This is a genomic window from Phenylobacterium sp. 58.2.17, from assembly GCF_026411515.1.
Taxonomy (GTDB): Bacteria; Pseudomonadota; Alphaproteobacteria; order Caulobacterales; family Caulobacteraceae; genus Phenylobacterium.
The window spans coordinates 15522-40585 of sequence record NZ_JAPMTQ010000032.1; the positions used below are offsets into that span (position 1 = coordinate 15522).

At 69.0% G+C, this 25064-nt stretch carries 25 protein-coding genes; 11 read left to right on the forward strand and 14 right to left on the reverse strand.

Annotation, left to right across the window (positions count from 1 at the left end):
* Nucleotides 1-145: 145 nt before the first annotated feature.
* Nucleotides 146-1156 (forward strand): LacI family DNA-binding transcriptional regulator, encoded by a 1011-nt coding sequence (locus tag OUA97_RS16970; protein ID WP_267233212.1) that lies wholly within the window; start codon nt 146-148, stop codon nt 1154-1156.
* A 28-nt stretch (nt 1157-1184) separates the two neighbouring features.
* Nucleotides 1185-1970, forward strand: a complete 786-nt coding sequence (locus tag OUA97_RS16975) for a class I SAM-dependent methyltransferase (protein WP_267233213.1) — start codon at nt 1185-1187, stop codon at nt 1968-1970.
* Here OUA97_RS16975 and OUA97_RS16980 read toward each other — a convergent pair.
* Nucleotides 1960-2622 carry an AAA family ATPase gene (locus OUA97_RS16980; protein ID WP_267233214.1) on the reverse strand — a complete coding sequence of 221 codons (663 nt, stop codon included), beginning with the start codon at nt 2620-2622 and terminating at the stop codon, nt 1960-1962. The two genes, OUA97_RS16975 and OUA97_RS16980, sit on opposite strands and share 11 nt — an antisense overlap.
* 266 nt (nt 2623-2888) lie before the next feature.
* On the opposite strand from OUA97_RS16980, the gene OUA97_RS16985 reads away from it, so the two are divergent.
* Complete coding sequence (locus OUA97_RS16985; RefSeq protein WP_267233215.1) at nt 2889-3356, forward strand: 2TM domain-containing protein; 468 nt, start codon at nt 2889-2891, stop codon at nt 3354-3356.
* A 4-nt stretch (nt 3357-3360) separates the two neighbouring features.
* On the opposite strand, the gene OUA97_RS16990 is transcribed toward OUA97_RS16985, so the two are convergent.
* Complete coding sequence (locus OUA97_RS16990) at nt 3361-4329, reverse strand: LysR family transcriptional regulator (RefSeq protein ID WP_267233216.1); 969 nt, start codon at nt 4327-4329, stop codon at nt 3361-3363.
* 113 nt (nt 4330-4442) lie between these two features.
* On the opposite strand from OUA97_RS16990, the gene OUA97_RS16995 reads away from it, so the two are divergent.
* The 3 genes from OUA97_RS16995 to dmeF all read left to right on the forward strand — a co-directional run bounded on the left by OUA97_RS16995 (nt 4443) and on the right by dmeF (nt 6247).
* Nucleotides 4443-4931, forward strand: a complete 489-nt coding sequence (locus tag OUA97_RS16995) for a globin (protein ID WP_267233217.1) — start codon at nt 4443-4445, stop codon at nt 4929-4931.
* 75 nt (nt 4932-5006) lie between these two features.
* A complete protein-coding gene (locus tag OUA97_RS17000) occupies nt 5007-5282 on the forward strand; it encodes a metal/formaldehyde-sensitive transcriptional repressor (protein WP_267233218.1) in 276 nt (91 codons plus the stop codon).
* A gap of 8 nt (nt 5283-5290) precedes the next feature.
* Entirely contained in the window at nt 5291-6247 is a 957-nt protein-coding gene (dmeF, locus tag OUA97_RS17005) for a CDF family Co(II)/Ni(II) efflux transporter DmeF (RefSeq protein ID WP_267233219.1), read from the forward strand.
* A gap of 4 nt (nt 6248-6251) precedes the next feature.
* Here dmeF and OUA97_RS17010 read toward each other — a convergent pair whose 3' ends face one another.
* The 6 genes from OUA97_RS17010 to OUA97_RS17035 are packed head-to-tail and all read right to left on the reverse strand — an operon-like array spanning nt 6252 to nt 10411.
* Nucleotides 6252-7064, reverse strand: a complete 813-nt coding sequence (locus OUA97_RS17010) for an FAD-dependent oxidoreductase (protein WP_323690930.1) — start codon at nt 7062-7064, stop codon at nt 6252-6254.
* Nucleotides 7006-7878, reverse strand: coding sequence for a carbon-nitrogen hydrolase family protein (locus OUA97_RS17015; RefSeq protein WP_267233220.1), 873 nt, complete (start codon nt 7876-7878; stop codon nt 7006-7008). Before OUA97_RS17015 ends, OUA97_RS17010 begins: the two co-directional genes overlap by 59 nt.
* A gap of 14 nt (nt 7879-7892) precedes the next feature.
* Nucleotides 7893-8135 (reverse strand): hypothetical protein, encoded by a 243-nt coding sequence (locus OUA97_RS17020; protein ID WP_267233221.1) that lies wholly within the window; start codon nt 8133-8135, stop codon nt 7893-7895.
* 10 nt (nt 8136-8145) lie between these two features.
* Nucleotides 8146-8925 carry a 3-keto-disaccharide hydrolase gene (locus OUA97_RS17025; protein WP_267233222.1) on the reverse strand — a complete coding sequence of 260 codons (780 nt, stop codon included), beginning with the start codon at nt 8923-8925 and terminating at the stop codon, nt 8146-8148.
* Nucleotides 8922-9809, reverse strand: a complete 888-nt coding sequence (locus OUA97_RS17030; protein WP_267233223.1) for a GDSL-type esterase/lipase family protein — start codon at nt 9807-9809, stop codon at nt 8922-8924. Before OUA97_RS17030 ends, OUA97_RS17025 begins: the two co-directional genes overlap by 4 nt.
* Entirely contained in the window at nt 9806-10411 is a 606-nt protein-coding gene (locus OUA97_RS17035; RefSeq protein ID WP_267233224.1) for a TetR/AcrR family transcriptional regulator, read from the reverse strand. The genes OUA97_RS17030 and OUA97_RS17035 overlap by 4 nt, the downstream gene beginning before the upstream one ends.
* 307 nt (nt 10412-10718) lie before the next feature.
* Between OUA97_RS17035 and OUA97_RS17040 the strand changes: the two genes are divergently transcribed.
* Both OUA97_RS17040 and OUA97_RS17045 read left to right on the forward strand, forming a co-directional pair.
* On the forward strand, nt 10719-13055 hold the full coding sequence (locus OUA97_RS17040; protein ID WP_267233225.1) for a TonB-dependent receptor: 2337 nt from the start codon (nt 10719-10721) through the stop codon (nt 13053-13055).
* Between the two features lie 137 nt (nt 13056-13192).
* Nucleotides 13193-15346 carry a beta-N-acetylhexosaminidase gene (locus OUA97_RS17045; RefSeq protein ID WP_267233226.1) on the forward strand — a complete coding sequence of 718 codons (2154 nt, stop codon included), beginning with the start codon at nt 13193-13195 and terminating at the stop codon, nt 15344-15346.
* 118 nt (nt 15347-15464) lie between these two features.
* On the opposite strand, the gene OUA97_RS17050 is transcribed toward OUA97_RS17045, so the two are convergent.
* The 4 genes from OUA97_RS17050 to OUA97_RS17065 all read right to left on the reverse strand — a co-directional run bounded on the left by OUA97_RS17050 (nt 15465) and on the right by OUA97_RS17065 (nt 17771).
* Nucleotides 15465-15950: a phosphate-starvation-inducible PsiE family protein gene (locus tag OUA97_RS17050; protein ID WP_267233227.1), complete on the reverse strand. Its 486-nt coding sequence runs from the start codon at nt 15948-15950 to the stop codon at nt 15465-15467.
* A gap of 146 nt (nt 15951-16096) precedes the next feature.
* Entirely contained in the window at nt 16097-16669 is a 573-nt protein-coding gene (locus OUA97_RS17055) for an AAA family ATPase (protein ID WP_267233228.1), read from the reverse strand.
* Nucleotides 16670-16755: 86 nt separating this feature from the next.
* Nucleotides 16756-17211, reverse strand: a complete 456-nt coding sequence (gene comJ / locus OUA97_RS17060) for a competence protein ComJ (RefSeq protein ID WP_267233229.1) — start codon at nt 17209-17211, stop codon at nt 16756-16758.
* Between the two features lie 32 nt (nt 17212-17243).
* Entirely contained in the window at nt 17244-17771 is a 528-nt protein-coding gene (locus OUA97_RS17065) for a DinB family protein (protein WP_267233230.1), read from the reverse strand.
* A gap of 401 nt (nt 17772-18172) precedes the next feature.
* Between OUA97_RS17065 and OUA97_RS17070 the strand changes: the two genes are divergently transcribed.
* Together OUA97_RS17070 and OUA97_RS17075 are read left to right on the forward strand one after the other, a co-directional pair.
* Nucleotides 18173-18364, forward strand: a complete 192-nt coding sequence (locus OUA97_RS17070) for a hypothetical protein (protein WP_267233231.1) — start codon at nt 18173-18175, stop codon at nt 18362-18364.
* 51 nt (nt 18365-18415) lie between these two features.
* Nucleotides 18416-19390 carry a TerC family protein gene (locus OUA97_RS17075; protein ID WP_267233232.1) on the forward strand — a complete coding sequence of 325 codons (975 nt, stop codon included), beginning with the start codon at nt 18416-18418 and terminating at the stop codon, nt 19388-19390.
* Between the two features lie 227 nt (nt 19391-19617).
* On the opposite strand, the gene OUA97_RS17080 is transcribed toward OUA97_RS17075, so the two are convergent.
* Together OUA97_RS17080 and OUA97_RS17085 are read right to left on the reverse strand one after the other, a co-directional pair.
* Nucleotides 19618-21645, reverse strand: coding sequence for an amidohydrolase family protein (locus OUA97_RS17080; RefSeq protein ID WP_267233233.1), 2028 nt, complete (start codon nt 21643-21645; stop codon nt 19618-19620).
* Between the two features lie 111 nt (nt 21646-21756).
* On the reverse strand, nt 21757-23217 hold the full coding sequence (locus OUA97_RS17085; RefSeq protein ID WP_267233234.1) for a S10 family peptidase: 1461 nt from the start codon (nt 23215-23217) through the stop codon (nt 21757-21759).
* Between the two features lie 336 nt (nt 23218-23553).
* On the opposite strand from OUA97_RS17085, the gene OUA97_RS17090 reads away from it, so the two are divergent.
* Nucleotides 23554-25038 carry a S10 family peptidase gene (locus OUA97_RS17090; RefSeq protein WP_267233235.1) on the forward strand — a complete coding sequence of 495 codons (1485 nt, stop codon included), beginning with the start codon at nt 23554-23556 and terminating at the stop codon, nt 25036-25038.
* The last annotated feature ends 26 nt before the right edge of the window (nt 25039-25064 follow it).

Genomic DNA, 25064 nt, shown 5'->3' on the forward strand with positions numbered 1-25064 from the left:
CGGCCCTGAATCGGCCTGCGCTCGCGTCCATGTAATCGAAATCATCGATAACAGCAGCCCCATCGCCCGGCAACAGCATTGTGCGGCGGGCGCAGCGCGAACCTACGCCTTGAAATGGGAGGCGCTTCTCGCCAGTGTCGCGCCGATGCCTACCATTCAAGATGTCGCCCGCGACGCGGGGGTCTCCACCGCCACGGTCTCCCGGGTGTTCAGCGCCCCCGAACTCGTTTTGGAAGGCACCCGGCAGAAGGTCATGGAGGCGGTCGCCCGGCTCGGCTACGAGCCGAACTTCGCGGCCAAGAGCCTGCGCACCCTGCGCACCGAGAAGATTCTGGTCACCGTGCCGGACATCTCCAACCCGTTCTTCTCGCGGGTCATCCGCGGGGTCGAGGAGGCCGCCCACGCCGCCGGCTACTCGGTGTTGCTCGGCGACACGCGCCACCAGGAGGAGCGCGAGGAGCAGTACGCCACCATGCTCCGCCGCAAGGAGGCCGACGGCCTGATCTTCCTCGGCCACCGCCTGCCCGACACCCTCGTCGACATGGTCGCGGCGATGGGGCCGCGCACGCCCATCGTCAACGGCTGCGAGTTCGCGCCCGACCTCGGCGTGGCCAGCGCCCACATCGACAACACCGCCGCCGCGGCCGAGGTGATGGACCACCTCTACGGCCTCGGCCACGTCCGCGTCGGCGTGATCACCGGCCCGCTGGCCAGCCCGCTCAGCGCCGACCGCCTGGCCGGCGTGCGCGCCGCCGCCGAGCGCCACGGCCGCGCCGCCTCGCTGCAGGCCGTCACCGGCGACTTCACCATCGAATCCGGCCTGCACCAGGCGACCGCCCTGCTCGCCGGCCAGGACCGCCCGACCGCGATCTTCTGCTTCTCCGACGAGATGGCCATGGGCGCGCTGGAGGCGATCCGCCGGGCCGGCCTTTCCTGCCCGCGCGACGTCTCGCTGGTCGGCTTCGACGACATCCGCTTCGCCGAGTACCTGGCCCCGCAGCTGACCACCGTCAGCCAGCCGATGGACGCCATCGGCCACGAGGTCGTGCGCCTGCTGCTCGACATCCTCAAGGGCCGCGCCACGACCCTGCAGCAGGTCACCCTCCCCCACCGCCTGGTCGTGCGCGCCAGCACCGCCGCGCCAGCGGCGGATTAGGCCCCGCCGCAGGCCTTGGCGACCGGCGTTGCTCGAAGCGTCCTTCGCCCGCAATCTGCCCGCCATGACCTCGGACGCCCTGCTCGAAGCCTGGAAACGCGACGCCGCCGCACCGTTCGCGGGCTGGGATTTCTCCTATCTCGACGGCCGCATGGTCGAGGCGCAGCCGCCCTGGTCCTATCCCGACCTCGCCCGCGCCGCGGTCGCGCAGGCTCATGACGTCCTCGACGTCGCCACCGGCGGCGGCGAGGTGTTCGCCTCCTTCGCGCCGTTCCCCGGCCGCGCCACGGCGGTCGAGGGCTACGCGCCCAACGTGCCGATCGCCCGCGCGCGCCTGGCGCCGCTGGGCGTCCAGGTCTTTGAGGCCAACACCGCCTCGGGCATGCCGTTCGAGGACGCCGCCTTCGACCTGATCCTCAATCGCCACGGCGGCTTCCGCGCCGCCGAGATGCACCGCGTCCTGAAGCCCGGCGGCGTCTTCCTGACCCAGCAGGTCGGCGGCGACAATCTGGACGACCTGACCGCCGCGTTCGGCGCGCGCCTGGCCTATCCGGACAACACGCTTGAGCGAACCGTTGAGGCCTTCGCCGCCCTCGGCTGCGACCTTGAACTGGCGCAGGCCTGGCGCGGCCCGGTGACCTTCACCGATGTCGGGGCGCTGGCCTACTTCCTGACCGCCATCCCCTGGGTCATCGAAGGCTTCGACGTCGACACCCACGCCGAAACCCTGGCCAGCCTGCACCGCCAGCTCCAGGCCGACGGCCCGCTGCGCTTCACCTATTCCCGTTTCCTGCTGCGCGCGGTCAGGCGCTGAGGTCGGCCTGCGGCAGGGCCAGCGCGCGCAGGCGCCCGTCCACATAGTCCCAGAGCGCGGCGATCTCGCCGGCCGCCGCGCGGTCGGGGGACTCCTCCGCCGAGCGGCCGCGCTCCAGCGCGGTCTGGTAGATAGAGCGCGAGCGCAGGATCGCCGGGGCGACCTGCGCCTGCATGTAGTCGAGGCCCTTCATCGCCCGCTTCACCAGCGGCGCCTCGACATTGCCGCGCGCCACCGGAGCCTGGTTCATCACCACCGCCGACGGCTTGCCGATCTTGCGCACCAGGCTCAACGTCCGCGCCAGGCCAGACAGGTCGATCAGGGTCGGGCGCACCACCATCAGCGCGAAGTCGGCCAGCACGATCGCCTCGCCCACCGACTCCACCGCGCCGGCCGCAGTGTCGATGATCAGCAGCTCCTTGCCCTGCGACAGCGCCCCGAACTGCGCGGCCAGCACGTTGCGCGCGCTCGCGGCCGCCACCTGCGGCCCGCCGCCTTCGCGCGTCTCCAGGATGTCGCGGGCCGAATGCTGCGGATCGGTGTCGACCAGCAGCGCCTGCATCCCGCGCAGGTGCGCGGCCAGCGCCAGGTGCGTGGCCACCGTGGTCTTGCCCGAGCCCCCCTTCAGGGCGATCACCGCCAGCGTCTTCAAACTCACCTCGTGCGAACCGATCTCAGGCGGTTCTGAACCCCGAATTGGGCGCCGCCGCGGCAGGGCGGGCGCCGCGCCCCTCGCGCCACGTCTGACCCGCCGCCGCGCCCTTGTCCAGGGGCCGGCGCAGTTGGCGCGGCGGCCCGACAGTCCTAGTCTGTCGGGGTCCTGTCGGCTTGCCGTCGGCCTGCTGGCGGGTCGCTGACGTGGAGGCGACAGGCCTCCTTCCTTCAGGGTCGGGGCGATCTCCGACGAGGACTTTGGACATGCTGATCCAGAAGCTGCGACTGCAAAGAGGCTGGTCCCAGGAACAGCTCGCAGAAGTCTCGGGCCTCAGCGTCCGCACCATTCAGCGGCTCGAGCGCGGCCAGCCCGGCAGCCTGGAGTCGATGAAGGCCCTCGCGGCGGTCTTCGAAACCGACCTCGACCGCCTGAAGGAACCGACCATGGATGCCCCCCGCTCCGACCTCCGGCCCGACGAGGCCCTGGCCCTGGCCCACGTGCGCAAGGTCAAGAGCTTCTACGTCCACCTGACCCAGTACCTGATCGTCATCCCGATCCTCGCCGTGGTGAACCTGACCAGCTACCCGAACTATCTGTGGTTCGTCTGGCCGGCGCTCGGCTGGGGCCTCGGCCTCCTCGCCCACGGCGCCACCGTGTTCAACGTCGTGCCGTTCCTCGACGGGGCCTGGGAGCGCCGCCAGGTCGAGAAGTTCCTCGGCCGCAAGCTCTAGGTCGCTAGGCGGGCAATTGCGCGGCGGCCCGGGCCAGCAGCCCCTGGAACCAGACGTGCCCGCGCCGCGCCGCGGCCGACGCCGTCCAGAAGGCGTCGATATCCAGCCGCCGGTCGGGATAGTCGATCTCGATCAGCCGCACGTCGCGTGACCGGGCCAGTTCCTGGGCCAGCTTGCGCGGCGCCAGCGCCAGGCACTCGGCCTCCGCGACGATCGCCCCCATGACCAGGAAGTTGGGGACCTCGCAGACCGGCGCGACCTCCAGCACCGAGGTCGGCTGGATCAGGCCGGCCCGCGCCAGGGCGCTGCGCTCGCCGACCTGGTAGACCACCTGCCGCGCGTCGCGGAACTCGGCCGGGGTGATCACCTCGCCCCAGCGGGTGTCGCCGCGCGCGGCGATGCAGACCATGTCGTCGCGCCACAGCGCCATCCGCTCCATCCGCTTGCCGAAGGTCCGCCCGACCGGCCGCGGCACGATGAAGAAGTCGATCTGGTCGCGGTCCTCGGCCTCGCCCTGGGTCTGCTCGAGGAACAACAGCTCCACCTGCGGCGCCTCGCGCGCGCACAGTTTGGCCAGCTGCGGGGCCAGCAGCACGGTCACATAGTCGGCGGTCCGGATGACGATGCGCAGCCGCTCGCTCCGCGGGTCGAACGGCCGCGGCGGTTCGTACAGCAGCTCCAGGTCCCAGAGGATCGCCCCCAGCGGCCCCAGGATCGCCTGCCCCCGCTCGGTCAGCTTGGCCTCCCGCCCGCGCGAGACGATCAGGTCGTCGGCGAACGCCTCGCGCAGCTGGCGCAGCGCCTTGCTGACCGCCGGCTGGCTGATCCCCAGCTCGCGGGCGCTGGCCGTCACGCTGCGGGTTCGCAGCAGCGCGTGCAGGATCGGCAGCAGATCGAGATTGGTCTGGCGCAGGCTCTGGGCGATCTGTCGCCGCGCCGCCCCCGCCCCCTTCGTTTTCGCATGTTCGGCCATGCATTACATAACACATGGTTATGTCTCGAATTCCAAGATCGCGCGTTTCGAGCCGCCCGGCGCCGGTCTAGGCTTTCCGCAAGGTCCTGGGAGACCGATGGGAGATCACGCCGATGACGACCGCTCCAGCCTTCGCGCGCGCCGCCGAAATCGAGGCCAGCCTCGAACAGCTGGCCGAGCTCTGCGAAGATCCCACCCCGGTCGTCTACAAGCGACTGTTCGAGCTCCAGCCACAGATGGAGCCGTACTTCTGGCGTGACACCAACAACGCCATCAAGGGCGAGATGCTCTCGCGCACCTTCGCCGCGATCCTCGATTTCATCGGCGAGCGGCGCTACGGCGACCACATGATCGAGACCGAGATCATCAACCACGAGGGCTACGACGTCCCGCGCGAGGTGTTCGCCACCTTCTTCGCCGTCGTCCGCGACGCGGTCCGCCAGGTGCTCGGTCCGGCCTTCACGCCGGAGCTCGCCGGGGCCTGGGACGCCCTGCTCGCCGAGATCGACGTCTACGTCCAGGCCACCCCGCGGCACGACGTGGTCAGCACCTATCACGCCCCGCGCGTCGCCGCCTTCCAGCGCGGCGAGCCGCTGAGCTAGCCGCAGGCGCCTGCCCCTCCCCCAAGGGGCGCAGGCGCTTGCCAGCGCGAATTATATACCATAGGGGGTTATCCTATGGCTCACCTCTCTACACACAACGAGGCGCTGCTCAAGCGCGTCCGCCGGATCGCCGGCCAGGTCGAGGCGATCGAACGCTCGATCGCCGCCCACGCCGATTGCGCCGACACCCTGCACCTGGTCGCCGCCACCCGCGGCGCCATCAACGGCCTGCTGGACGAGGTGGTCGAGGCCCACCTGCGCGAGCACGTCGCCAGGCCGGGGCTGGACGACGCCGCCCGCGCCCAAGGCGCCCAGGAAGTCATCGAAGCCATCCGGCGCTATTCGAAGTGAGCCCGATCATGCCCCCGGCCAACGACGCCGCCCCCCTCGTCCACGACCACGTGTTCCTTGGCGCGGCGCACGACGACCATGCCCGCCGCACGATGTGGGTCGTGGTCCTGACCGCCCTGATGATGGTCGCCGAGATCGTCGCCGGTTATTGGACCGGCTCGATGGCGCTGTTGGCCGACGGCTTTCACATGGCCACCCACGCCGGGGCGCTGGGCGTGTCGGCCGCGGCCTACGCCTATGCCCGCAAGCATGCCCGCAGCAGCAAGTTCAGCTTCGGCACCGGCAAGGTCGGCGACCTCGCCGGCTTCGCCTCGGCCCTGGTGCTCGGCGTCGTCGCGGTCGGCATCGGGGTGGAGTCGGTCAAGCGGCTCCTAGAGCCGACCACCGTGGCCTTCGGCGAGGCCACCATCGTCGCCGTCGTCGGCCTGGCGGTGAACCTGGTCAGCGCGCTGCTGCTCGGCGCCGGCCATCACCACCACGGCCACGATCACCACGACCATGGCCACCATCACGACCACGGCCATGACCATCACCACGGTCACCACGGCGTCCACCACAGCGGCGACAACAACCTGCGCTCGGCCTACATGCACGTCCTGGCCGACGCCCTGACCTCGATCCTGGCCATCGTCGCCCTGCTGGCCGGACGCATGCTCGGCTGGGTGTGGCTCGATCCGGTCATGGGCCTGGTCGGCGCGGCGGTGATCGCCCGCTGGGCCTGGACCCTGATGCGCGATACCGCCGGCGTGCTGCTCGACGCCACCGACGAGCACGTCGCCGCCGAGGTCCGCGAACTGCTGGAAGGCCCCGGCGACGCGCGCATCTGCGACCTGCATGTCTGGCGCGTCGGTCCTCAGGCGCACGCGGCCATCGTCAGCGTGGCCGGCGGCCTCGACGCCGCCGAGGTCCGCCGCCGCCTAGCCCCGGTCCACGAGCTCGCGCACCTCACCGTCGAGGCGCGCTAACCCCCTACCCCGGCACGGCCACGAACCGCCCGCCCGGCGCGTGTTCGTGGCCGTTCAACCGGTCGACCAGCCCGACCAGTTCGTCCAGGCGCGCGTCGTAGAGCCCGCGCGGGGTGGTGTCGTGCTCGTTGCACAGGAACGCCGCGGCCGCGACAGCCACCCCATGCTGGGCCCCGTTGCCCATCAGCTTCACCGACGAGCCGGCCACATGGGTGACGCTGATGTGCTTGCCCGCCATCAGCAGGTTGTCGATGTTCGCCGAATAGAGGCAGCGGAACGGGATGCCGTAGGGCTGCTGGTCGCGCACGTCCATGATCCAGTCCTTGAGGCGGAAGTCGTACTTCCCCTCGCCCGGGTTCCAGGCGCAGTGGATGCAGAAGAACCCGTCATTGGAGACCGGCATGTCGTTGTAGCGGGTGTGGTTGCGGATATCGTTCTCGGTCAGGACGTGGTCGCCACGGTAGCGTCGGAACTCCCCCTGGGCAGCGACGAACGCCATCCAGTCGAACTCCAGGTTGGCGTACTGCTCCGGATCGGCGTTCTTGACGTTCGAGAAGGTCCCGTAGAGCGCCCGCATCAGGTAGTCGCGGACCAGCTCGCCCGAGGTGTAGGGGTCCAGCCACTGGCCGTATTCCCAATAGTGGGTGGCCGGGAATTGCATCATCCAGGCCTGGCTCGGATCGGCGCTGAACTGGAAGGTCGAATTGTCCGGATTGGCGTTCGGGCCCGCCCCGCCTCGAACTAGCCCAGGCAGCGCCTCAGAAGCGGCCGACGTCTGCGCTGCGCGGATCGACGACCCGGGCCTGGTCGTGCAGATCGCCGGCCCGCGCCCGCGTCCGCCATGGCCGCGCGAACTCCAGCGCGCCGCGCAGGGCCGCCGACCCGCGATCCAGATCGGCCACGATCACCGCCGCCGCGCCGTCCGCGGGCGCCGCGGCGATCCACCGTCCGTCCGGCCCGATCAGGCCGCTGGGCGCAGCGTCGCTGCATTGCGCGGGCACGGAGAAGCCCAGCCAGAAGGCGCCGCAGGCCGCATGCCCCTGCGCCTGCACCGCGAACATCGGATCGCGGGAAAAGGTCGACAGCAGCACCATGTCGACCTCCTGGCGGGCGTACTCGACGAACAGTTCGGGAAACTGGATCTCGATGCACAGCACGCAGCCGAAGCGAAACCCGCCCACCTCGAAGACCAGCGGCTCCGCGCCGGGCGCATACCAGTCGCCGACCTCGGTGTACGACAGCAGCCGCTTGTCGTAGCGGCCCGCCAGTTCTCCCTGGTCGGAGATGACATAGAGGCTGTTGTGCGGCCGGTTCGGCGGCGTCAGCGGATGGTTCGAACCGACGACCGTCCAAAGCCGCAGCTCCGCCGCCAGGACCGCCGTCGCCTCCAGCTCCTCGCGCAGCGCCGCCCAGTCCACCCGCCATCCGGCCAGGGCCTGCTTGCCCGGCCCCGACGGATAGCCCGACATCGCCCCCTCGGTGAACTGGATCAGCCGGGCCCCGGCGTCGGCCGCCTCCCGCATCTGCGCCCGGATCACCGCGCCGTTCTCCCGCGGATCGAACCCCACGGGCGTCTGGGCGATGGCGATGCGGAGACGGCTCCTATCGGACGAAGTTTCCGAACCGACCACGCTCCCTCCCGGCCTCACAACCAGCCGCGCTCTTGAAGGGCGGCCACGTCAGCGCTCCCGACGATCCAACAGACTAACAACAGCACGAAACAGCACCCGGCAATGCCGAGCCAATAGGCTACCGGCTCAGTCGCTCGCTGTGCGCTGCGGACGCCGAACCCGACCCAGATGACGCCATCGCGAAGCTGCCGCCACAGCAGGAGAGCGAGGATCACTGGCGCCGCATGCCACAGCAGGATCCCGAAGAGCTCGCCCACGATCGGCCTCTCACCCCGCCGGCCCCAGCTCTCGCACCCAGATGTTGCGGAAGCTGATCGGTTCGCTGGGGTCGCGGTGGGCCTGCAGCTTGATCGGCGACTTGCCGTGCGCCTTGTACTTGGGCTTGCCGATGAACACCGTCTCGCCGGTCAGCTCGACATTGTCCTGCACCAGCACCCCGTTGTGCAGCAGCGTGACCCGCGCCGGCTTCACCAGGGCTCCGTCCGCGCCGAACACCGGCGCGCGCCAGATCACGTCGTAGGTCTGCCACTCGCCCGGCTTGCGGCTGGCGTTGGCCAGCGGCGGGCGCTGCTTGTAGAGGCTGGCGGCCTGGCCGTTCACATAGGTCGGGTTCTGGTAGGAATCGAGGATCTGCACCTCGTAGCCGGCGTCGCCGCCGCCGGTGGAAGCCAGGAACAGCCCGCTGTTGCCGCGCGCCTGGCCCTCGCCGGTGATGTTGGCCGGAATGCGCCACTCGATGTGCAGCTGATAGTCGCCGAAGCTCTGCTTGGTCTCGATGTTGCCGGCCGCCTTGTTCACGGTCAGCACCCCGCCCTCCACCGTCCATCCGGCCGGCGACTTGTCCTTGGTCGCCACCCACTGGGACAGATCCGTGCCGTCGAACAGCACCAGCGCGTCGGACGGCGCCGCGCTTGGCTGCGCGCCCGGCGCGACCACCGGCGGCTCGGGCGTCCAGACTTCGGTGTCCTTAGGCAACAGTTGCGCTCCGCAGGCGGTCCCCACCGACAGCGCGGCCAGCGCCGTCAGCGCCGCGAACCTTATCGTCATGGCCAGCTTCCTCCCAGCGCCGCCTTTCTTGGACCGCGCCGCCGCGCCTCGTCCAGCGCCGCCTGCGCGATGGGCGCCATGACGCCGTAGCCGGCGCGGTTGGGATGCACGAAGTCCTTGCTGAAGGCCGGGCGCATCGCCCCCTCCGGCGTCGCCATCGCGCCGTGATAGTCGGCGAAGACATAGCCGCGGCTCGCCGCGAAGCCCTTCAGCCAGGCGTTCAGCTCGCCGATCTGCGCCGCCGGCTTCAGCCCCGCCCGCCAAAGGAAGCGGTCGGCCGGCGGGATCGCGCCGAGCACCACGGCGATGCCGCTTGCATCAGAAATCTTCGCCATCGCCCTGATATTGTTCTTGAAATCGTCTGGTCGACTGGGCCCCAGATTGCCCGCCACGTCGTTGGTGCCGGCCAGGATGTGGACCACCTTCGGCTTCAGGGCGACGACGTCGGCATGGAACCGCAGCAGCATCTGGGCGCTGGTCTGGCCGCTGATCCCGCGGTCCACCCGCGCGGCGCTGAAGAAGCCCGGATCGGCGACCATCCAGAGCTCGGTGATCGAGTCGCCGATGAACACCGCCTCGACGCCCCCATTCTTGGCGTTCAAGGCAGCGACATTGGCCGCCCGATAGCGGCAGAGGTCGGCCCAATCGCGCGCCGCCTGCTCGGCCTTGGCCTTTTCGGCCGCCGCGCCCCGCGCCGGGTCCATCAGCTTGGCCAGCAGCGCCGGCGGGAACGGCGCGTCGGCGACCAGAGCCTCCGACATCTCCTTTCCCAGCGGATCGGGCGCGGCCGGCGGCGGGCACGGGTCATCGACCATCCCGACGGGAGCGGCCTGCGCGCCGCCCCCCAGAGCGAGGGCCATCGCCGCGGCCAGCAGCAGCCTCATGCCTTGCCTCCCCCATGCAACGTTTCCATCAGCCTGCGCAGCAGCAGGATCGACTCGCGCACGTCGCCGACGTCAGGCTCCAGCACCTGCGAGATCGACAGCCCGCGCACCGCCCAGACGATCAGCCGCATCTCCGCCGGCGGCGCCAGGTAGTCGGCGTCGAACCACTTGATCAGCCGCCGGCGCGACTCCTTGGAGATCCGCGCCAGCACCGGGGCCAGCTTCTGCGTCATCGCCGGGTCGCTGCGCGAGCCCTGCAGGATTTCCAGCACCGCCACCCCGGCCGGCCGGCTCAGGGTCTCCCAGACGGCCTCGGGGATGGCCAGCACCCGCTCCTTGGGGTCGGCGATGGCGCCGAACCGGGCGTCGTAGAGGTCCATCTCCTCCTCGAACGCCGCCTCCACCACCGCCAGCATCAGGTCCGCGCGGGTCGGGAACTGGTGCAGCATCGCCCCGCGGCTGCCCGAACGCTGGGCCACCAGCGAGGTGGTGGTCGCCGCGTAGCCCTCGGCGTGCAGGCAGTCGATCGCCGTCGCCAGCACCTTGGCCCGCGTCCTGGCGGTGCGCTCGGCTTGGGTCATGCGGCGCGGGCGTTCGCTCATCGGGTCTCGTGATTCTGGAAGGGCTCGGCCGCACTATCCGCGCACCGCCCCCGGCTCTGCAAGGCTTCGCCGTTCACTTACATGCGGTATTGACCGGATGTAAGTTCACGATTTAGGTAAGGGCCGACTCCGGGGCATCGGGTCGGGTTTCCAAGACAGCGCCGCCGCCTGCGCGGCAGCACGTCCCAGTACGACGACGTCATCGCCGTCCCTGCGCGCCTGCGCTCGGCCGACGATGATAACGATTACACAAGAACACCACACGGCGACCGGGTTGGCCGCCACGAAGAAAATACGGGGAGAAAACATGTTCATCTCTGCACGCCGCGCCCTCATGGCGTCGTCCGCGCTCGTCCTGATGGCGGCCTCGCCGGCCGCGGCCCAGTCCAGCGACGACGGCCTGCTGGCCGAACTCGTCGTCACCGCCCAGAAGCGGGCCGAGAACGTCCAGGACATCCCCAAGCCGGTCCAGGTCGTCGGCGCCGGGGAACTGGCCCAGAACAACGTCACCGAGATCGCCGACCTCAAGAAGCTGGTCCCCTCGATCTCCGGCACCGGCCTGTCGATCCGCGGCGTCGCCACCTCAGCCTCCAACATCGGGGCCGAGAACAAGGTCGGCGTCACCCTCGACGACGTGCCCCAGCCCTCGCGCGCCACCCTGGCCAACAACCTCATCGACATCGAACGGGTCGAGGTCCTGCCCGGTCCGCAAGGTACGCTGTCGGGCCGTAACGCCACCGGCGGCCTGATCAACTTGGTCACCCGCTCGCCGTCCGACGTCTGGACCGGCTTCGCCACCGCCATGATCACCGACGACGGCGAGCGCCAGTTCGGCGCCTTCGTCTCCGGCCCGATCAACGACTGGGCGGCCTTCAGCCTCTCGGCCTACTCGCGCCACACCAAGGGCGTGCTGACCAACCTGACCACCGGCGCCGACACCTATTCCGAGGTCAACGGCGTCCGCGGCAAGCTGGAGCTGACCCCGACCGAGGACCTCACCGTCACGATCACCGCCTTCCACCAGCAGCGGAACGCGGTCGAACAGGGCTTGGGCGCGCTGATCCTCGGCTACTCGTCGGTCCCGACGTCGCAGATCTTCACGCCCTACGACTTCAACTTCCCCAAGCGCCCGTATTCCGAGCTGCGCCCCGCCCCGGCCACCTTCGACCTCGACGGCTTCGTCTCGCCGCGCGACTCCAAGAGCCGCACCATGGACGACGGCGGCGTGCTGCGGATCGACTACGACCTGGACGCCGTCACCCTGACCTCGATCACCTCGTTCCTGCGCGAGACCAATCCGGCCACCACCGACCTGACCGCCTCGACCCTGGTCAACATGGCCATGCGCCCGGACTTCGACGGCTTCGCGCACATCTACAACAAGACCAGGTACGTGACCCAGGAGGTGCGCCTGACCTCCAGCGGCGACGGCCCGCTGCAGTACGTAGCCGGCGCCTTCTACTCCAACACCGAGAACACCTACGACTACACCCGCTTCCTGCTGCCGGTGGACTGGCATCGGGTGTTCGGCCAGGAGGCCTTCGCGGTCTTCGGTCACGCCTCGTACGACGTCACCGACAAGCTCACCGTCATGGGCGGCCTGCGCTACGAGAAGGACAAGGTGGACTACACCTGGGTCTTCAACCCGATCCTGGCCACCAGCCGCCGGCTGGAGAACGGCATCACCATCCCGTTCCCGAAGATCAACGACCTGATCGTCTCCAAGGGCGACGACAGCGGCGATTACGTGAACTACGACGCCTCGGTGCAGTATCACCTGACCGACAACATCATGGCCTATGTCACCTACGGCAAGGCCTCCCAGGGGCCGGTCTACGACGCCGAGGACAACACCGCGGCCATGGCCGGCACGCTCAAGACCCTCGAGCCGGAAAAGGTGAAGGCCGTTGAGGCCGGCCTGAAGACCGAGTGGTTCGACCGGCGCATGACCCTGAACGTCAACTACTTCGACAGCCGCTACGAGAACTACCAGCTGCAGACGATCCTCTACGACGCCACCCAGGCCAACACGATCCCGGTGCTCAAGCTGGCCTCGGTCGGCGAGGTCCGCACCCATGGGGTCGAGCTCTCGGCCGCCGCCGTCGTCACCGACGACTTCCGCCTCAACGCGGCGGTCTCCTACACCGACGCCAAGATCGAATCCTTCCCCTACGCGCCCTGCTACACGAACCAGACCGCGGCCCAAGGCTGCGAGACCATCGTGGTGCCCGGCGAAACCGTCGCTCGCCCGGTGCAGCGCGACCTGGCCGGCCGCCAGCTGGCCAGCGCCCCCGAGTGGCGCGGCACGGTCAGCGGCTCGTACACGTTCCGCGAGGTGCTGGGCGACTACGACATCGTGCTGAACGGCACGGTCCGCGCCCAGAGCAAGTCCAACACCGACCTGCTGGGCGACCCGGCCAAGAACCTCGCCGCCACCACCTTCGTCGACGCCGGCGTCAGCTTCACCAACGGGACCTACAAGCTCGACCTGCTGGCCAACAACCTCTTCGAGGAGAGCGCCGAGACCTACGGCACCACGCTGGGGATCTTCCTGCCGCCGGCCGGCACGGTGATCCGCACCCGCACCGGCATCAGCCGCGACAACACCCGCTACTTCGGGGTCCGCTTCACGGCTAACTACTAGCTTCCATCGTCCCTGAACGCGGCGCGGCGGGCCTTCTCCCGACGCGCCGCCCTTGGTCCGGCCATGCCCCCGGACCGCCTGGCGGCGTCGCTCCCCTGCGCCGCCGCCAGGACTCTTTTTCCCACGGAGGCCGCCCCATGCCGATCCGCCCCGCCGCCCTCGCCGCCGCCTGTGCGTTCGCCCTGCTGGGGGCCGGGCCGGCCGCCGCCGTCTCTCTCACCCCGCTGCCGCAGTCGGTGACCGAGCACGAGGGCGTCCTGCCGGTCGCCGGCCGCTTCGTCGTCACCTGGACCGGCTGCCGCGAGCCGATGCTGGATCGCGCCGCCGAACGCTTCCAGCGCGACCTCGCTCGCCTCACCGGCGTCGAGACCTTCGCCGCCGGCGGCCCCGCCCTTGAGATCACCTGCGCCGCCGCCGATCCCGGCGCCCTCACGCTCGAGGCGCGCGAAGCCTATCGCCTGCAGGTCTCGCCGCGGGGCGTGGCGCTGCAGGCCGACGGGCCGGTCGGCGTGCTGCGCGGCCTGGCCACCCTTCGCCAACTGCTCGAGACCGGCCCCGACGGCTCTGCCTCCCTGCCCCTTGTCGCCATCGACGACGCCCCGCGCTTTCCCTGGCGCGGGGTGATGATCGACACCGCCCGCCACTTCATGAGCGTCGAGACGATCAAGCGCCAGATCGACGCCATGGAGCAGGTCAAGCTCAACGTCCTGCACCTGCACCTCAGCGACAACGAGGCCTTCCGCGTCGAGAGCCGCCGCTACCCGCGCCTGCACGAGGTCGCCGGCCACGGCCAGTTCTATACGCAAGGCCAAATCCGCGAGCTGGTCGCCTACGCCGCCGACCGTGGCGTGCGCGTGGCGCCGGAGTTCGACGTCCCCGGCCACGCGCGGGCCATGACGCTCGCCTACCCGCAGCTCGCCTCCAACCCGGCCGGCGCCCCCGCCGCCGGCCTCCAGGTGCTGAACCCGGCTTCGGACGAGACCTACCGCTTCGTCGAGCGGCTGTTCGACGAGATGGCCGGCCTGTTCCCCGACGCCTATTTCCACATCGGCGGCGACGAGGTGCCCGACGACGCCTGGGCCGGCGATCCCCAGGTGGAGGCGCTGATGAAGGCCGAGGGCCTCAAGACCAAGGCCGAGGTCGAGGCGCACTTCCACCGTCGCATCCACCAGGCCCTGACCCGCCGCGGCAAGATCGTCGTCGGCTGGGAGGAGGTCATCGACACCGGAACCCTGCCGCGCGACGTCGTCGTCCACGCCTGGCGCACCTCCAACGCTACTGCGCGGGCGACCGCGCTCGGCCACAAGACCATCGTCTCGGCCGGCTACTATCTCGACCTGCTGAACACCGCGGCCTTCTCCTACCGCCTCGACCCGCTCGACACCTCCGCCGCCGGCATGCCGCCCAAGGACGCCGAGGCCGCCCGCAAGCTGCACCCGCTGGTCGCCCGCTTCGTCACCGACGGCGTCATCGTCCAGCCGATGGCCCCGCTGAGCCCCGAGCAGGAAGCCCTGGTGCTCGGCGGCGAGGCCCCTGTCTGGGCCGAACTGATTACCGACGAGATCCTCGACTCGCGGCTCTGGCCGCGCGCCGCGGCCCTGGCCGAACGCTTCTGGTCCCCGCGCGAGGTACGCGACGAGGGCGACATGTACGCCCGCCTCGCCGTCCAGCAGGACCGCCTGCGCCGCCTGGGCCTGCAGGACCTGGCGACCCGCGCCCGCATGGCCTCGCGCCTGGCGCCGGGCGCCTCCGAACCGCTGCTGGTCCTGCTGGACCTCGTCGGCCCGGCTCGCAATATGGCCCACGACCAGCGCGTCCCGGCCTTGCTGCGCGGCGAGAAGTTCGTCCAGAATTTCAATGGCCTGGCCGACGCCGCTCCCGTCGACAGCCTGGTCGCCCGCGCCTTCGTGGCCCGCGCCGAACACGTCGCCGCCGGAGACGCCGAGGGCCGCGCCGCGCTCCGCGGCGACTTCGAGGTCTGGGCCGCCAACCACCGCCGCGTCGCCGCGCTCGCCGCCGATCACCCGGCCGTGCGGGACGCCCTCCCCGTCTCCGCCGACATCGCCGAGATGGCCGCCGTCGGCTTGGCCGCCCTCGACGCCCTGGAGGTCGGCAAGCCGCTCGCCCCCGACCTCGCCGCCCGCGCCAAGACCGTGCTCGACCGCGCCGACGCCTTCGAGGCCGCCTCCGCCCGCCCGATCTTCTCGTTTTTCGGCCAGCGCCCGCCGGCCGACCTGATCATCATGGTCACCCCCGGCGTGCGCGCCCTGGTGCAGGCGGCCGGCGGCTAGACCCTTTCCGCTTCAGGTGGAATCACCTGCCCCGGACGAAAAGGGTCTATCTTCAAAAGCTTAGAGCGTGACGGCCGCTTCAACCGGCTTCCACTTGAAGCTGTCACGCTCTAGGATTTCAGTCGCCTGCGGCCCGGTTCGAAAAGCGCAGGCGGATGAGCGCGTAGCTGACCGCCAGCGCCAGGACGAGGGCCGCAGACCCCACCAGGGTCGTCCAGGCGGTATGCTCCAGGTCGATCAGCATGACGTGCCGGACCGCGGCGATCATCGCCACGACCACGATGATCTCCACCTGGGTCTTGAAGCCCGTGAAGAAGCTCGTCAGGCTTTTCAGCAGCTCCAGGCCGAGCATCAGCAGCAGCACCCCGGCGAACACCTGCTCAACCGCCGCCTGCACCTCGCTCAGCGTGTCGAGGGCGCCGAGCGACCCGCCCACGCGTTCGATGAACAGGGCGTAGAGGATCCAGGTCGCCACCAGGATCGCAGCGATCACCAGCAGCTCCGCCGCCAGGATGACCAGCGCCTGGCTCAAGTGCACGACTCGGTCGCTGGCCGCCCACAGTCCCTTGAGTTTGCGGCTGTCGTCGTCCGAGCTGACGCCCATGTCCGGTCCCCTTGGCCAAGCCGCGGCGCGCGAACCGCACCTGCCTGCCGCCCAAGACAACCACTCCGCCCCTAGCCCCGGCATCAGGCCCAACCCTGAGGTCGAACCACGACATTGCGCAGCTCGCCGCCGGACCTCGCCCCGGCCTACGACGGCAAGCGGGACTTAAGCTCCGCCGCGATCCGGTCGGCGCTCTCCGCCGCTCCGAGCCCGCTTATTTCCAGGTCGAGGACCCAGTCGTGGTTGATCGGGAACGGGTCGAGGCCGGCCAGCGCCCCGGCCTGCCCGGCGTCCGTGGTCTTGTACCTGCCGCGCCGCTCCTCATTGGAGATCCGCTCCCGCAGCTGCGCTTCGCCGCACGCCAGCCGGACGACCAACAGGCTGGCGCCCCGGCGCTCGGCGGCCCCGAGGATCCGGCCGGCGATGATCCAGTCCAGAGGGTGTCCGCCGGCGTCCGACACCGCGTGGGTGAACACATAGTTGCGCCCGGCCGGCCCGAACCGCGCGACCGTCTCCAGCACCGCGGCCAGCACGTCGTCGGTCCGGTCCCACACTCCGGCGGGCAGCACGCGCCCGTCCGGCTCGACCACCTCGAGGATCGGATTGCTCCAGAAGTGGTTGTCCAGCAGCTTGGCCGAGAGCTGCTCGGCGACCAGCTTGCCGACCGTGTACTTGCCGACGCCGGGCGGCCCGACGAGATAGACCATCACATTCTGCATGACGCCCCCGGCGCTCACCCTTGGGCGGGAACCTTAGGTCGACTTCGGCGACGGGGTCGAGCGCGGCCGTCCGATGTCCCGGCCGACTATGCGGGGCTCGCTTCCATCAGATAGTGCGACTGGATCTTCGCATTGCGGCCTTCCTTCAGGACAGCCGGCGTGACTTCGTCCGCCGGGACGAAGATCAGCTGAAACGGTTGGGTCTCACCCCGAGGGGTCAGGAAGTAGAGCGCGTAAGGACCAGGCGGGAGCGCGACCTCAAATCCCGACAGAATGCTCCCGATCTCGACTGTCCCAGTCGCCGCCGCCACGAAAGGCGTCCTGATCGCGCTCTCGGCTGCGTCGAGTTGCGGCGGGCCGTCGGCCACAGCGACCTTCACCACCGCCAAGGCGCAATCGTCATCCACGGCGAACGAGACACTGCCAGGTCGCCACGAAAACCCCTGCGCGACATGATCGTCCGCCCACGCGTTGTACGGGGCGTCGAACGATGGATCGAACACGCATAGCTGGCCGTACGAGATCGGGATTTTCAGTTCCATCGCCGTACCTCTCCGCAATGGGCAGCCAGCGTTCATCTGGGCGCGGATGACGCTTGTTCCGCGAAGATCAGCTGAGCCAGATCGAGCGGCTGATACTCGAAGCCCATCATCGACATCGCGGCGGTGATCTGGCCCCGGTGATGCGTCGCGTGATTGAAGACATGGAGCAGCGCCGCCGGCATCGGCAATGTGCGCGCCTGCCCGGTGGTCATCGTGAAGCGCAGATCCTCGGCCAGCGCAGCCTCGCTCAGGCTCTCGACATGTTCGCGCCACCTGGCCGTCGCCGCGACCAGTCGGGACGCCAACTTGGCCCGATCGCCTTCGATCTCGGCGTCCAGCGCGAGGCTTCCCGTCGCAGCCCCGGCGAACCTAGGATACCAGATCTCGCTGTCGGTGAGCAGCAGGTGGTTCAACGTGCCGTGCACCGACCGGAAGAACAGCCCGCAGGGTCGGCGATAGGCGTCCTCGGGCATGGGTTCGATGGACGCCAGCAAACGCTTGGTCGCCCATCCGTGATAGCGGGCCATCAGAGCAAGCTGATCTTTCGCTGAGACGGTCATGATCCCCCGCTGACGCCGTCGAGCTCCGACAACGACGTCCAATCTAGAAGGGGCGGGTCAATCTGCAACGGATCGGCGCGCGACCAGCCGATCCCGACCTTGCCTGAAGCGCAGCTAGGAGCGCGTCCCTCGACGTCCGCAATGGGTGGGCAGCGTAGGTTCACTCGATGCGCGAGAGTTTGCGCCGTGCTGGGTAGGACCGGCTGAAATGCGCCTTGTCGCCCTCGTCTTGAGGCCTCTTGCGAAACCTGCATAGCGCACCAATCTGAAACGCGCGGTACCGGGCCCCTCTGACGATCAAAGGCGATCGTGATGTCGGACCGCACAGGTGCGCCCTGGGGTCCGTTGCTACTCCCGCTTGCCTGACGGCTTCCGGGCGCGCCTCCAAACAGGAGGAGCACATGAACACCATCCAAATCTGGCGCCTGCGCGACCGCTATTGTCGGCTTCTACGCCTGATCCGCAGCATCCGGCAGGGGCCTTCGCATCGAGCCGACGCAGGCGCTTTGCGGCAGGACCGCGATGAGCGTCGACGCGCGATGGGCCGCGCCAAACTGGCGCTGGCGCCCATTCCCGTACGCACGCGTCACTAGCCTTGCCGGGCGGCGCCGAATGCGCCGCCCGCGCCCTCGGGAGCTCATATCATGGACCTGCTTACGGCGGCCGTCCTCGGTCAGCCCTTGTGGATGTGGCTGGCGTTCGCCGGCCTTGTCATCGCTCTGCTCGCCCTAGACTTGGGGGTTCTACACCGCGACCAGCACGAAATCGGGGTGCGAGAGAGCCTGTTCCTATCGGCCGGCTATCTCAGTCTCGGTTTGGCCTTCGGAGGCTGGGTCTGGCATCAGCTGGGCCGTGAGTCCGGCATTGAGTACATCACTGGCTTTCTGATCGAGAAGAGCCTGGCGCTAGACAACATATTCGTCATCGCGACCATCTTCGCGGCGTTCGCCGTGCCGCGAGCCTATCAGCACCGGGTGCTGTTCTGGGGCGTCCTGGGCGTAATCGTTCTGCGCGGCGTGATGATCGGGTTCGGCGCGGCCCTGGTCGCCCGCTTTGAGTGGGTGCTGTTCATCTTCGCGGCCTTCCTGGTTGTGATGGGCGCAAGGATGTTCTTTGCCGACAAGGCGCCAGAGGATCCTCATGACAACCCGGTCTACCGCTGGCTGGTGCGCCACATCCGAGTCACACCCGAACTTCACGGCTCGCGCTTTTTCGTAAAACAGCCTGGCCGAACGGGAAAACTAGTCTGGTTCGCCACGCCACTCTTCATGGCGCTGATCATGGTCGAACTGGCCGACGTCGTGTTCGCGGTCGACTCGGTGCCTGCGATCTTCTCAATCACCACCGATCCCTACATCGTCTACACCTCAAACATTTTCGCCATCCTTGGGCTGCGCGCCCTTTATTTCGCCTTGGCGGCGGTGGTGGCGCGCTTCGCCTACCTGAAGCATGCGCTGGCGGCGCTATTGGTGTTCATCGGCGGCAAGGTGTTCTTCGCCGAGATGATGGGCTGGGAGAAGTTTCCCGCGCCGGTCTCGCTGGCCATTACTGCGGTATTGCTTTTCGCGGGCATCGGCTGGTCCCTGTGGAAGACGCGTGAACAAGGTCGCGGCCTCTGACCCACCGTCGCCGGCGCCGTGCGCCCGGCGCCCGGCGCCCGGCGACGACGGGTCTTGAGATGGCGCCTTCCGGGATGTCCGCTGAGGGTTGGGAGCTGCCATCCGCCCTCCCCGATCAGGCTTGTCCCGGCCACCTATACGCTCCGCGCTTCAGAGTAGGCCGCGGTCGCCGAGCGCAACTAAGTCTATGGATGACCGGGACAAGCCCGGCCATGACGATCCTGGGCCTACTTCGCCACGCTCACCGGCGGCGGGGCGCTGAACGGCTTGACGTTCAGGTGCTCGTAGATCTCGGCCGGGTAATAGGCGACGCCGCCGCGCATGGTCATGCGGATGTTGCGGATGTTGCGGATGTCGGCGGTCGGGTCGCCCTCGACCAGGAAGAAATCGGCCAGCTTGCCGCGCTCGATCGAGCCCAACTGGTGGTCGCGGCCGAAGTACTTTTCTGAGTCCAGCGTCGCCAGCCGCAGCGCCTTGCCCGGCGAGATGCCGGCCTTCACATAGACCTCCAGCTCGCGCAGCAGCGAGAACCCGGTGCCGTCGTCGGTGCCCGGCAGCAGCTGGATGCCGCGATCGTCGAGCAGCTTCAGCGTCTCCAGCACCTTGGCGAACCCGGCCTGGTACTCGGCGTCCTGCGCCGGGCCCGAGATGGTCACGAAGTTGCGCTTGCGATAGCGCTGATAGCCGACCGGCACGTGGTCGATATAGGGCGCGTCGCCCTCCTGCACCTGGCCCGAGCGCGACAGCATCAGCCGCTCGAGGATCATCGCCGTGGTGTCCAGCGCCACGCCCTTGTCCTTCATCAGGGCCAGCGTCGCCTGCACGCGCGGGGCATTGAGGTCGAGGTCCTTGGCCCGCGCCATGCCGGTCAGGCGCAGCGGCGTGCGGGTATCCTCCTTGGGATCGAGGATCCAGCCCAGCATCAGCTGGTTGATGTGGGCGATGTCGTTGTAGCCGTCCTTGATCACCCGGTCGGGGCTCGAGAACGCCGGCACGTGGCCGGTCACGCCCATGCCCAGGCGGTGGGCCTCGGCGGCGATCGGCGCCACCCAGTCGGGGTTCATCGAGTTGTAGATCTTGATCTGCCAGTAGCCGTGGTCGGCGTACCAGCGCACGTCCTTCAGCGCCCCTTCCAGGCTGTCGGCGATGAAGCCGTGGCGGGCGGAGTATGGGCTGCGGCCCTCAAGGAAGCCGTTGCGGACGATGCGCGGCCCGGCCAGCTTGCCGGTCTCCAGCCCGTCGATCCAGCCCAGCAGTTCCTCGTTGTAGTTGCCCTGGTCGCGCACCGCCGTGACCCCGGCCGCCAGATTGAACAGGTTCGACTGCAAGGTGGTGTGCGAGTGCATGTCGTGCAGGCCCGGCACCAGCGTGCCGCCCTGCCCGTCGATCACGGTCTCGCCCTTCGGGACCGGACGGCTGGCGTCCTCCGGCTCGACGCTGGTGATCTGGTCCTTGAACACGGTGACGGTCGACAGGCCGCCGACCGTCATGGTCTTGGGATCGAACACCTTCACGTTCCGGATCCGCACCGGGGTCTCGAAGCGGTGGGCCAGCTTGGCCTGCGCCTCGACCGCCGCCTGCAGGTCGACCTCGCGGCTGACCTTCTGCAGCTGCGGGATGTTCGCTTCGGCGCCCTCGCGGATCAGCCCACCGTCCAGCGTCCCGAACAGCTCGCCCTTCTTGTCGATCAGCACATAGCTCGGCGACAGGTCGATGCCCGACAGCTCATAGACTGTGACCGGAACCGCGGCCTTGCCCTCGCCCAGGGTCAGCTTGCGGACCTCCTTCAGGCGCATCTCACCCGACGGCGCCAGCGGCAGGGTCCGGGTCGGCGACTTCAGCAGCGCCTTCACATAGACGCCCAGCATCCACGGGCTGGCGTCGTTGGCGGCATAGAGGATCGGCTTCGCCGCCGCGACCTGGCCCTTGTCGGCTTGGCTGGTCCACTGCGCCTGGCCCGCGCTCCAGGCGAAACGCTCCTGCACCGGACTGCCGAACAGCGACGAGCCGTCGATCGACCAGCTCACCGGCACGCCCGAGGCGTCCAGTTCGATCGCCTCCTTGGCCTTGGGCCCGCGGCCGTTGTTGTTGACCGCATAGTCGACGGCGACCTTGCGGCCCTGCACGTCGGCGGTCAGGTGGCCGACCTTCTCGCCATTGGCGATGACCACGAAGTTCTGCACCTCCGCAGCGGCGGGACCGGCCAGGCCCGCAGCCAGGCAAAGGGCGAGAAACGAAACGCGAGTGGGGAACATCGGGCTAGTCCTTGAAAATCGTCCTTCTCCCCTTGCGGGAGAAGGTGGCAGGCGAAGCCTGACGGATGAGGGGTCTTGGGCGCTGGCCGCAAACATCAGCCTGCGTCGCCATCACGGCCGCACGAACCGACGCACGGCCGCGCTCAGCGCGGCGTGGTTGCCGGGGTCGGTGAACACCGAATGGCCGCCGTCGAAATAGGCCGCGGTCAGCCGCTCGCCCGGCACGCCGGCCTGGTCCAGCGCATAGCGTGCGCCATAGGGCGGCGTGGTGACGTCGTAGTAGCCGGCCGCCCAGAACAGCCGCATCTTCGGGCTGGCCTGCATGGCCTTGCCGAGCAGGCCGTTGACGTCGCCCATGCCCTGGTGGTCCCAGGCCGCGTTCACGTCGAGGTTCAGCGAGTTGTAGGTCTCAGACGTGCGGAACTTCAGGGTGTCCTTGAAGTAGGACTCCAGCGCATTCATCCCCTTGGCGACCGGCAGCACCCCGGTGGGCTTGGCGCCCGGCGGCCGCGGCTCGGCGAAGCCCATGCCCGGATCGTCATAGGGCGGCCGCTTGGCCGGGGCGTCCAGCCGCGCGGTCGCCCGCCCGTCCAGCTGGCCGGTGCGCAGCCCCTGGTCCTTCAGCAGGTTGAACATGAAGTCCTCGCGGCTCAGCCGCAGGTCCTTGGCGAGGATGAACTCGGTCGGCAGCCCGATCATCGCCGACATCTTCTCCGCCACCGCCCGCTTCTCGGCCTCGGGCAGGCTCGCGCCCTTGATCAGGGCGGTGACGTACTGCGTGCGGGCGAACTCGACCGCCTCGTCGTGCACCTGCTGCACGCTGCGCCCGGCGACCTTGCGGTGATACCAGGCGGTCGTCGCAAAGGTCGGCAGGGTGGTCACGAATGGCATCTCGCGGCCCGGCGGATAGCCGACCAGCGCGAACAGCAGCACCCCGTCGAGCTTCAGGTCCGCCCCAATGTCGGCGACCAGCGCCGCGCGGGTGGTCCCATAGCTCTGGCCGAGCATGTAGCGTGGCGAGGCTTCGCGGCCGTTGGCCTTCAGCCACTGGGCCATCACGCTCTTGACCGAGGCCGCGTCGCCGTCGCGGCTCCAGAAGGTCTTGCCGTCGACGCCGGGGAACGGGCGGCTGTAGCCGGTACCGATCGGGTCGATGAACACCAGGTCGACCGCGTCGAGGATGCTGTCGGGGTTGTCGACCATCCGCTGGTTCGGACCGTCCTCGGTGCGCTTCTTCGGGCCGAACGCCCCGAAGTGCAGCGGCGTGGTCGAGGCGCCCGGCCCGCCGTTGAACAGGAACAGCACCGGCCGCGCGGCGTCCTTCGCATCTGTCCGAACATAGGCGGTGGTGACCAGCGATCCGGTCGGGGCGCCGGCGCCGTCGGTCAGGAAGGTCTCGGCGACGATGGCCTTGTAGGCGACCTTCTGGCCGTTGAAGGTCCCGACGTGCTGGGTCGTGGCGACCACCGGCGCACGGGCCACGGCGCTCGGCGCGGCCAGAACGACCTCCGCCCCCATGGGCGCCAGGGTCAGGCAGGCCCCCATCAACAGCGCTCGCAGGCTCGCACGCATATTCGTTCCCCCGATGATGCGGACATACGATAGTCCGCCCGCGCAGAATTTCTTTTCGAACTTCCCGCCCCGGACCCTAGGCCGCACATAGGCTAGTCAGGTTCCTGCAAGGCCGCCGAATAGCTTATGCCGCGTGCCGATAGCCGCCGGTTGGGCGTTGCGGTCTTGGATAGCTTGAGCCTGCGAGCCAGACATGACCGCATGGGCCATGCACGGTCTCAACGCGTCCTTGCATAAAGCCGCCGCGCCAACCTGGTCCATCGGCCAACATCGGCAAGATAATGCGATCTCCGCTGCTTAACCTGACGATAGAAACCCGACCGGAGACCATCCAGCGTGCGACTGAAGCCTGCCGCCCTCGCCTTCGCCCTCCTCTGCACGGCCGCCCCGCAGGCCTACGCCCAGTCCGTTCCGGCCCCGGCCGAGGCGCCCGCCCAGAGCTTCGTGACCCGCCACGTCGGGACCTTCAACGGCCAGAAGGTGAAGTACGTCGCCAGCGTCGCCGAGACCGTGCTGCGCAACGCTGACGGCGAGCCGACGATCCGCTTCGTGACCACCTCCTATGTTCGCGAAGGCTTGAAGGACAAGGCTTCGCGGCCGGTGATCTTCCTGTTCAACGGCGGCCCCAGCTCGGCCTCGACCTGGCTGCACATGGGCGCCTTCGGCCCGCGCCGCATCGCCCCGCCGCAGGACGTGAACGCCGAGGTTCCCAAGCCCTACAAGGTCGTCGACAACGCCTATTCCCTGCTCGACGTCGCCGACCTGGTGTTCGTCGACCCGGCCGAAACCGGCTTCACCCGCGTGCAGCCCGCCGCCAGGCGCGCCGACTTCTACGAGGTCGACGGCGACGCCAAGTCGGTCTCCGGCTTCGTCGAGGCCTGGCTCAAGGCCAACGGCCGCGAGGCTTCGCCGAAGTACGTCCTGGGCGAAAGCTACGGCACGATCCGCGCGGCGGTGATGGCCGGCCAGCTGGCCAAGACCACCCCGCTCGACGGGGTGATCCTGATGGGCCAGGCGGTGAACATGGTCGAGACCAGCCAGCGCCCGGGCAACATGCTCGCCTACGCGACCAACATCACCGCCCTGGCCGCGGTCGCCGCCTATCACGGCCGCGCCGAGACCGGCGGCAAGAGCATCCCGGCCTTCGTCGACGAGGCCTATGCCTTTGGAATGAATGAATATCTCGCCGCGCTCGTGAAGGGCCAGGAGCTGCCGGCCGCCGAACGCGAGGCCATCGCCCGCAAGCTCCAGGCCTTCACCGGCATCGGCGCCGACTACTATCTGGCCCACGACCTGATCATCTCCAAGGTCGATTTCGTCAGCGAGCTGCTCAAGGACAAGGGCTTGGTGCTCGGGATGTACGACGCCCGCTACGCCGGCCCGGCCCCCGCCCCCGGCGCGCGCCCCGTCGATCCGTTCGGCAAGGTCTCCGACATGGTCAAACCGAGCTTCGACGCCTACATGGCCGGCGAGCTCAAGGTGACCTGGCCGATGGCCGACTACCGCTCCTTCGCGCCCGAGACCCTCAGCTGGGGCTGGTCGCCGACCAGCGGCATCGGCGGCCCGTTCAACGACTTTGACTATCAAGCCAATTTCGGCCTGGCCCTGAAGGCCAAGCCGAGCTTCCGGCTGATGATCGGCGCCGGTTATTACGACACCACGACCACCATCGGCCCGGCCCGCTACCTCAAGTCCCACGGCGCCCTGCCGGCCGACCGGGTCGTGCTGCACGACTACGAAGGCGGCCACATGGCCTATACCAACGAGGACGCCCTCAAGGCGTTCAGCAACGACGTGCGGGCGTTCGTGACAGGGCGCTAGACCAATCCCGGCCATCCCGGCGAAGG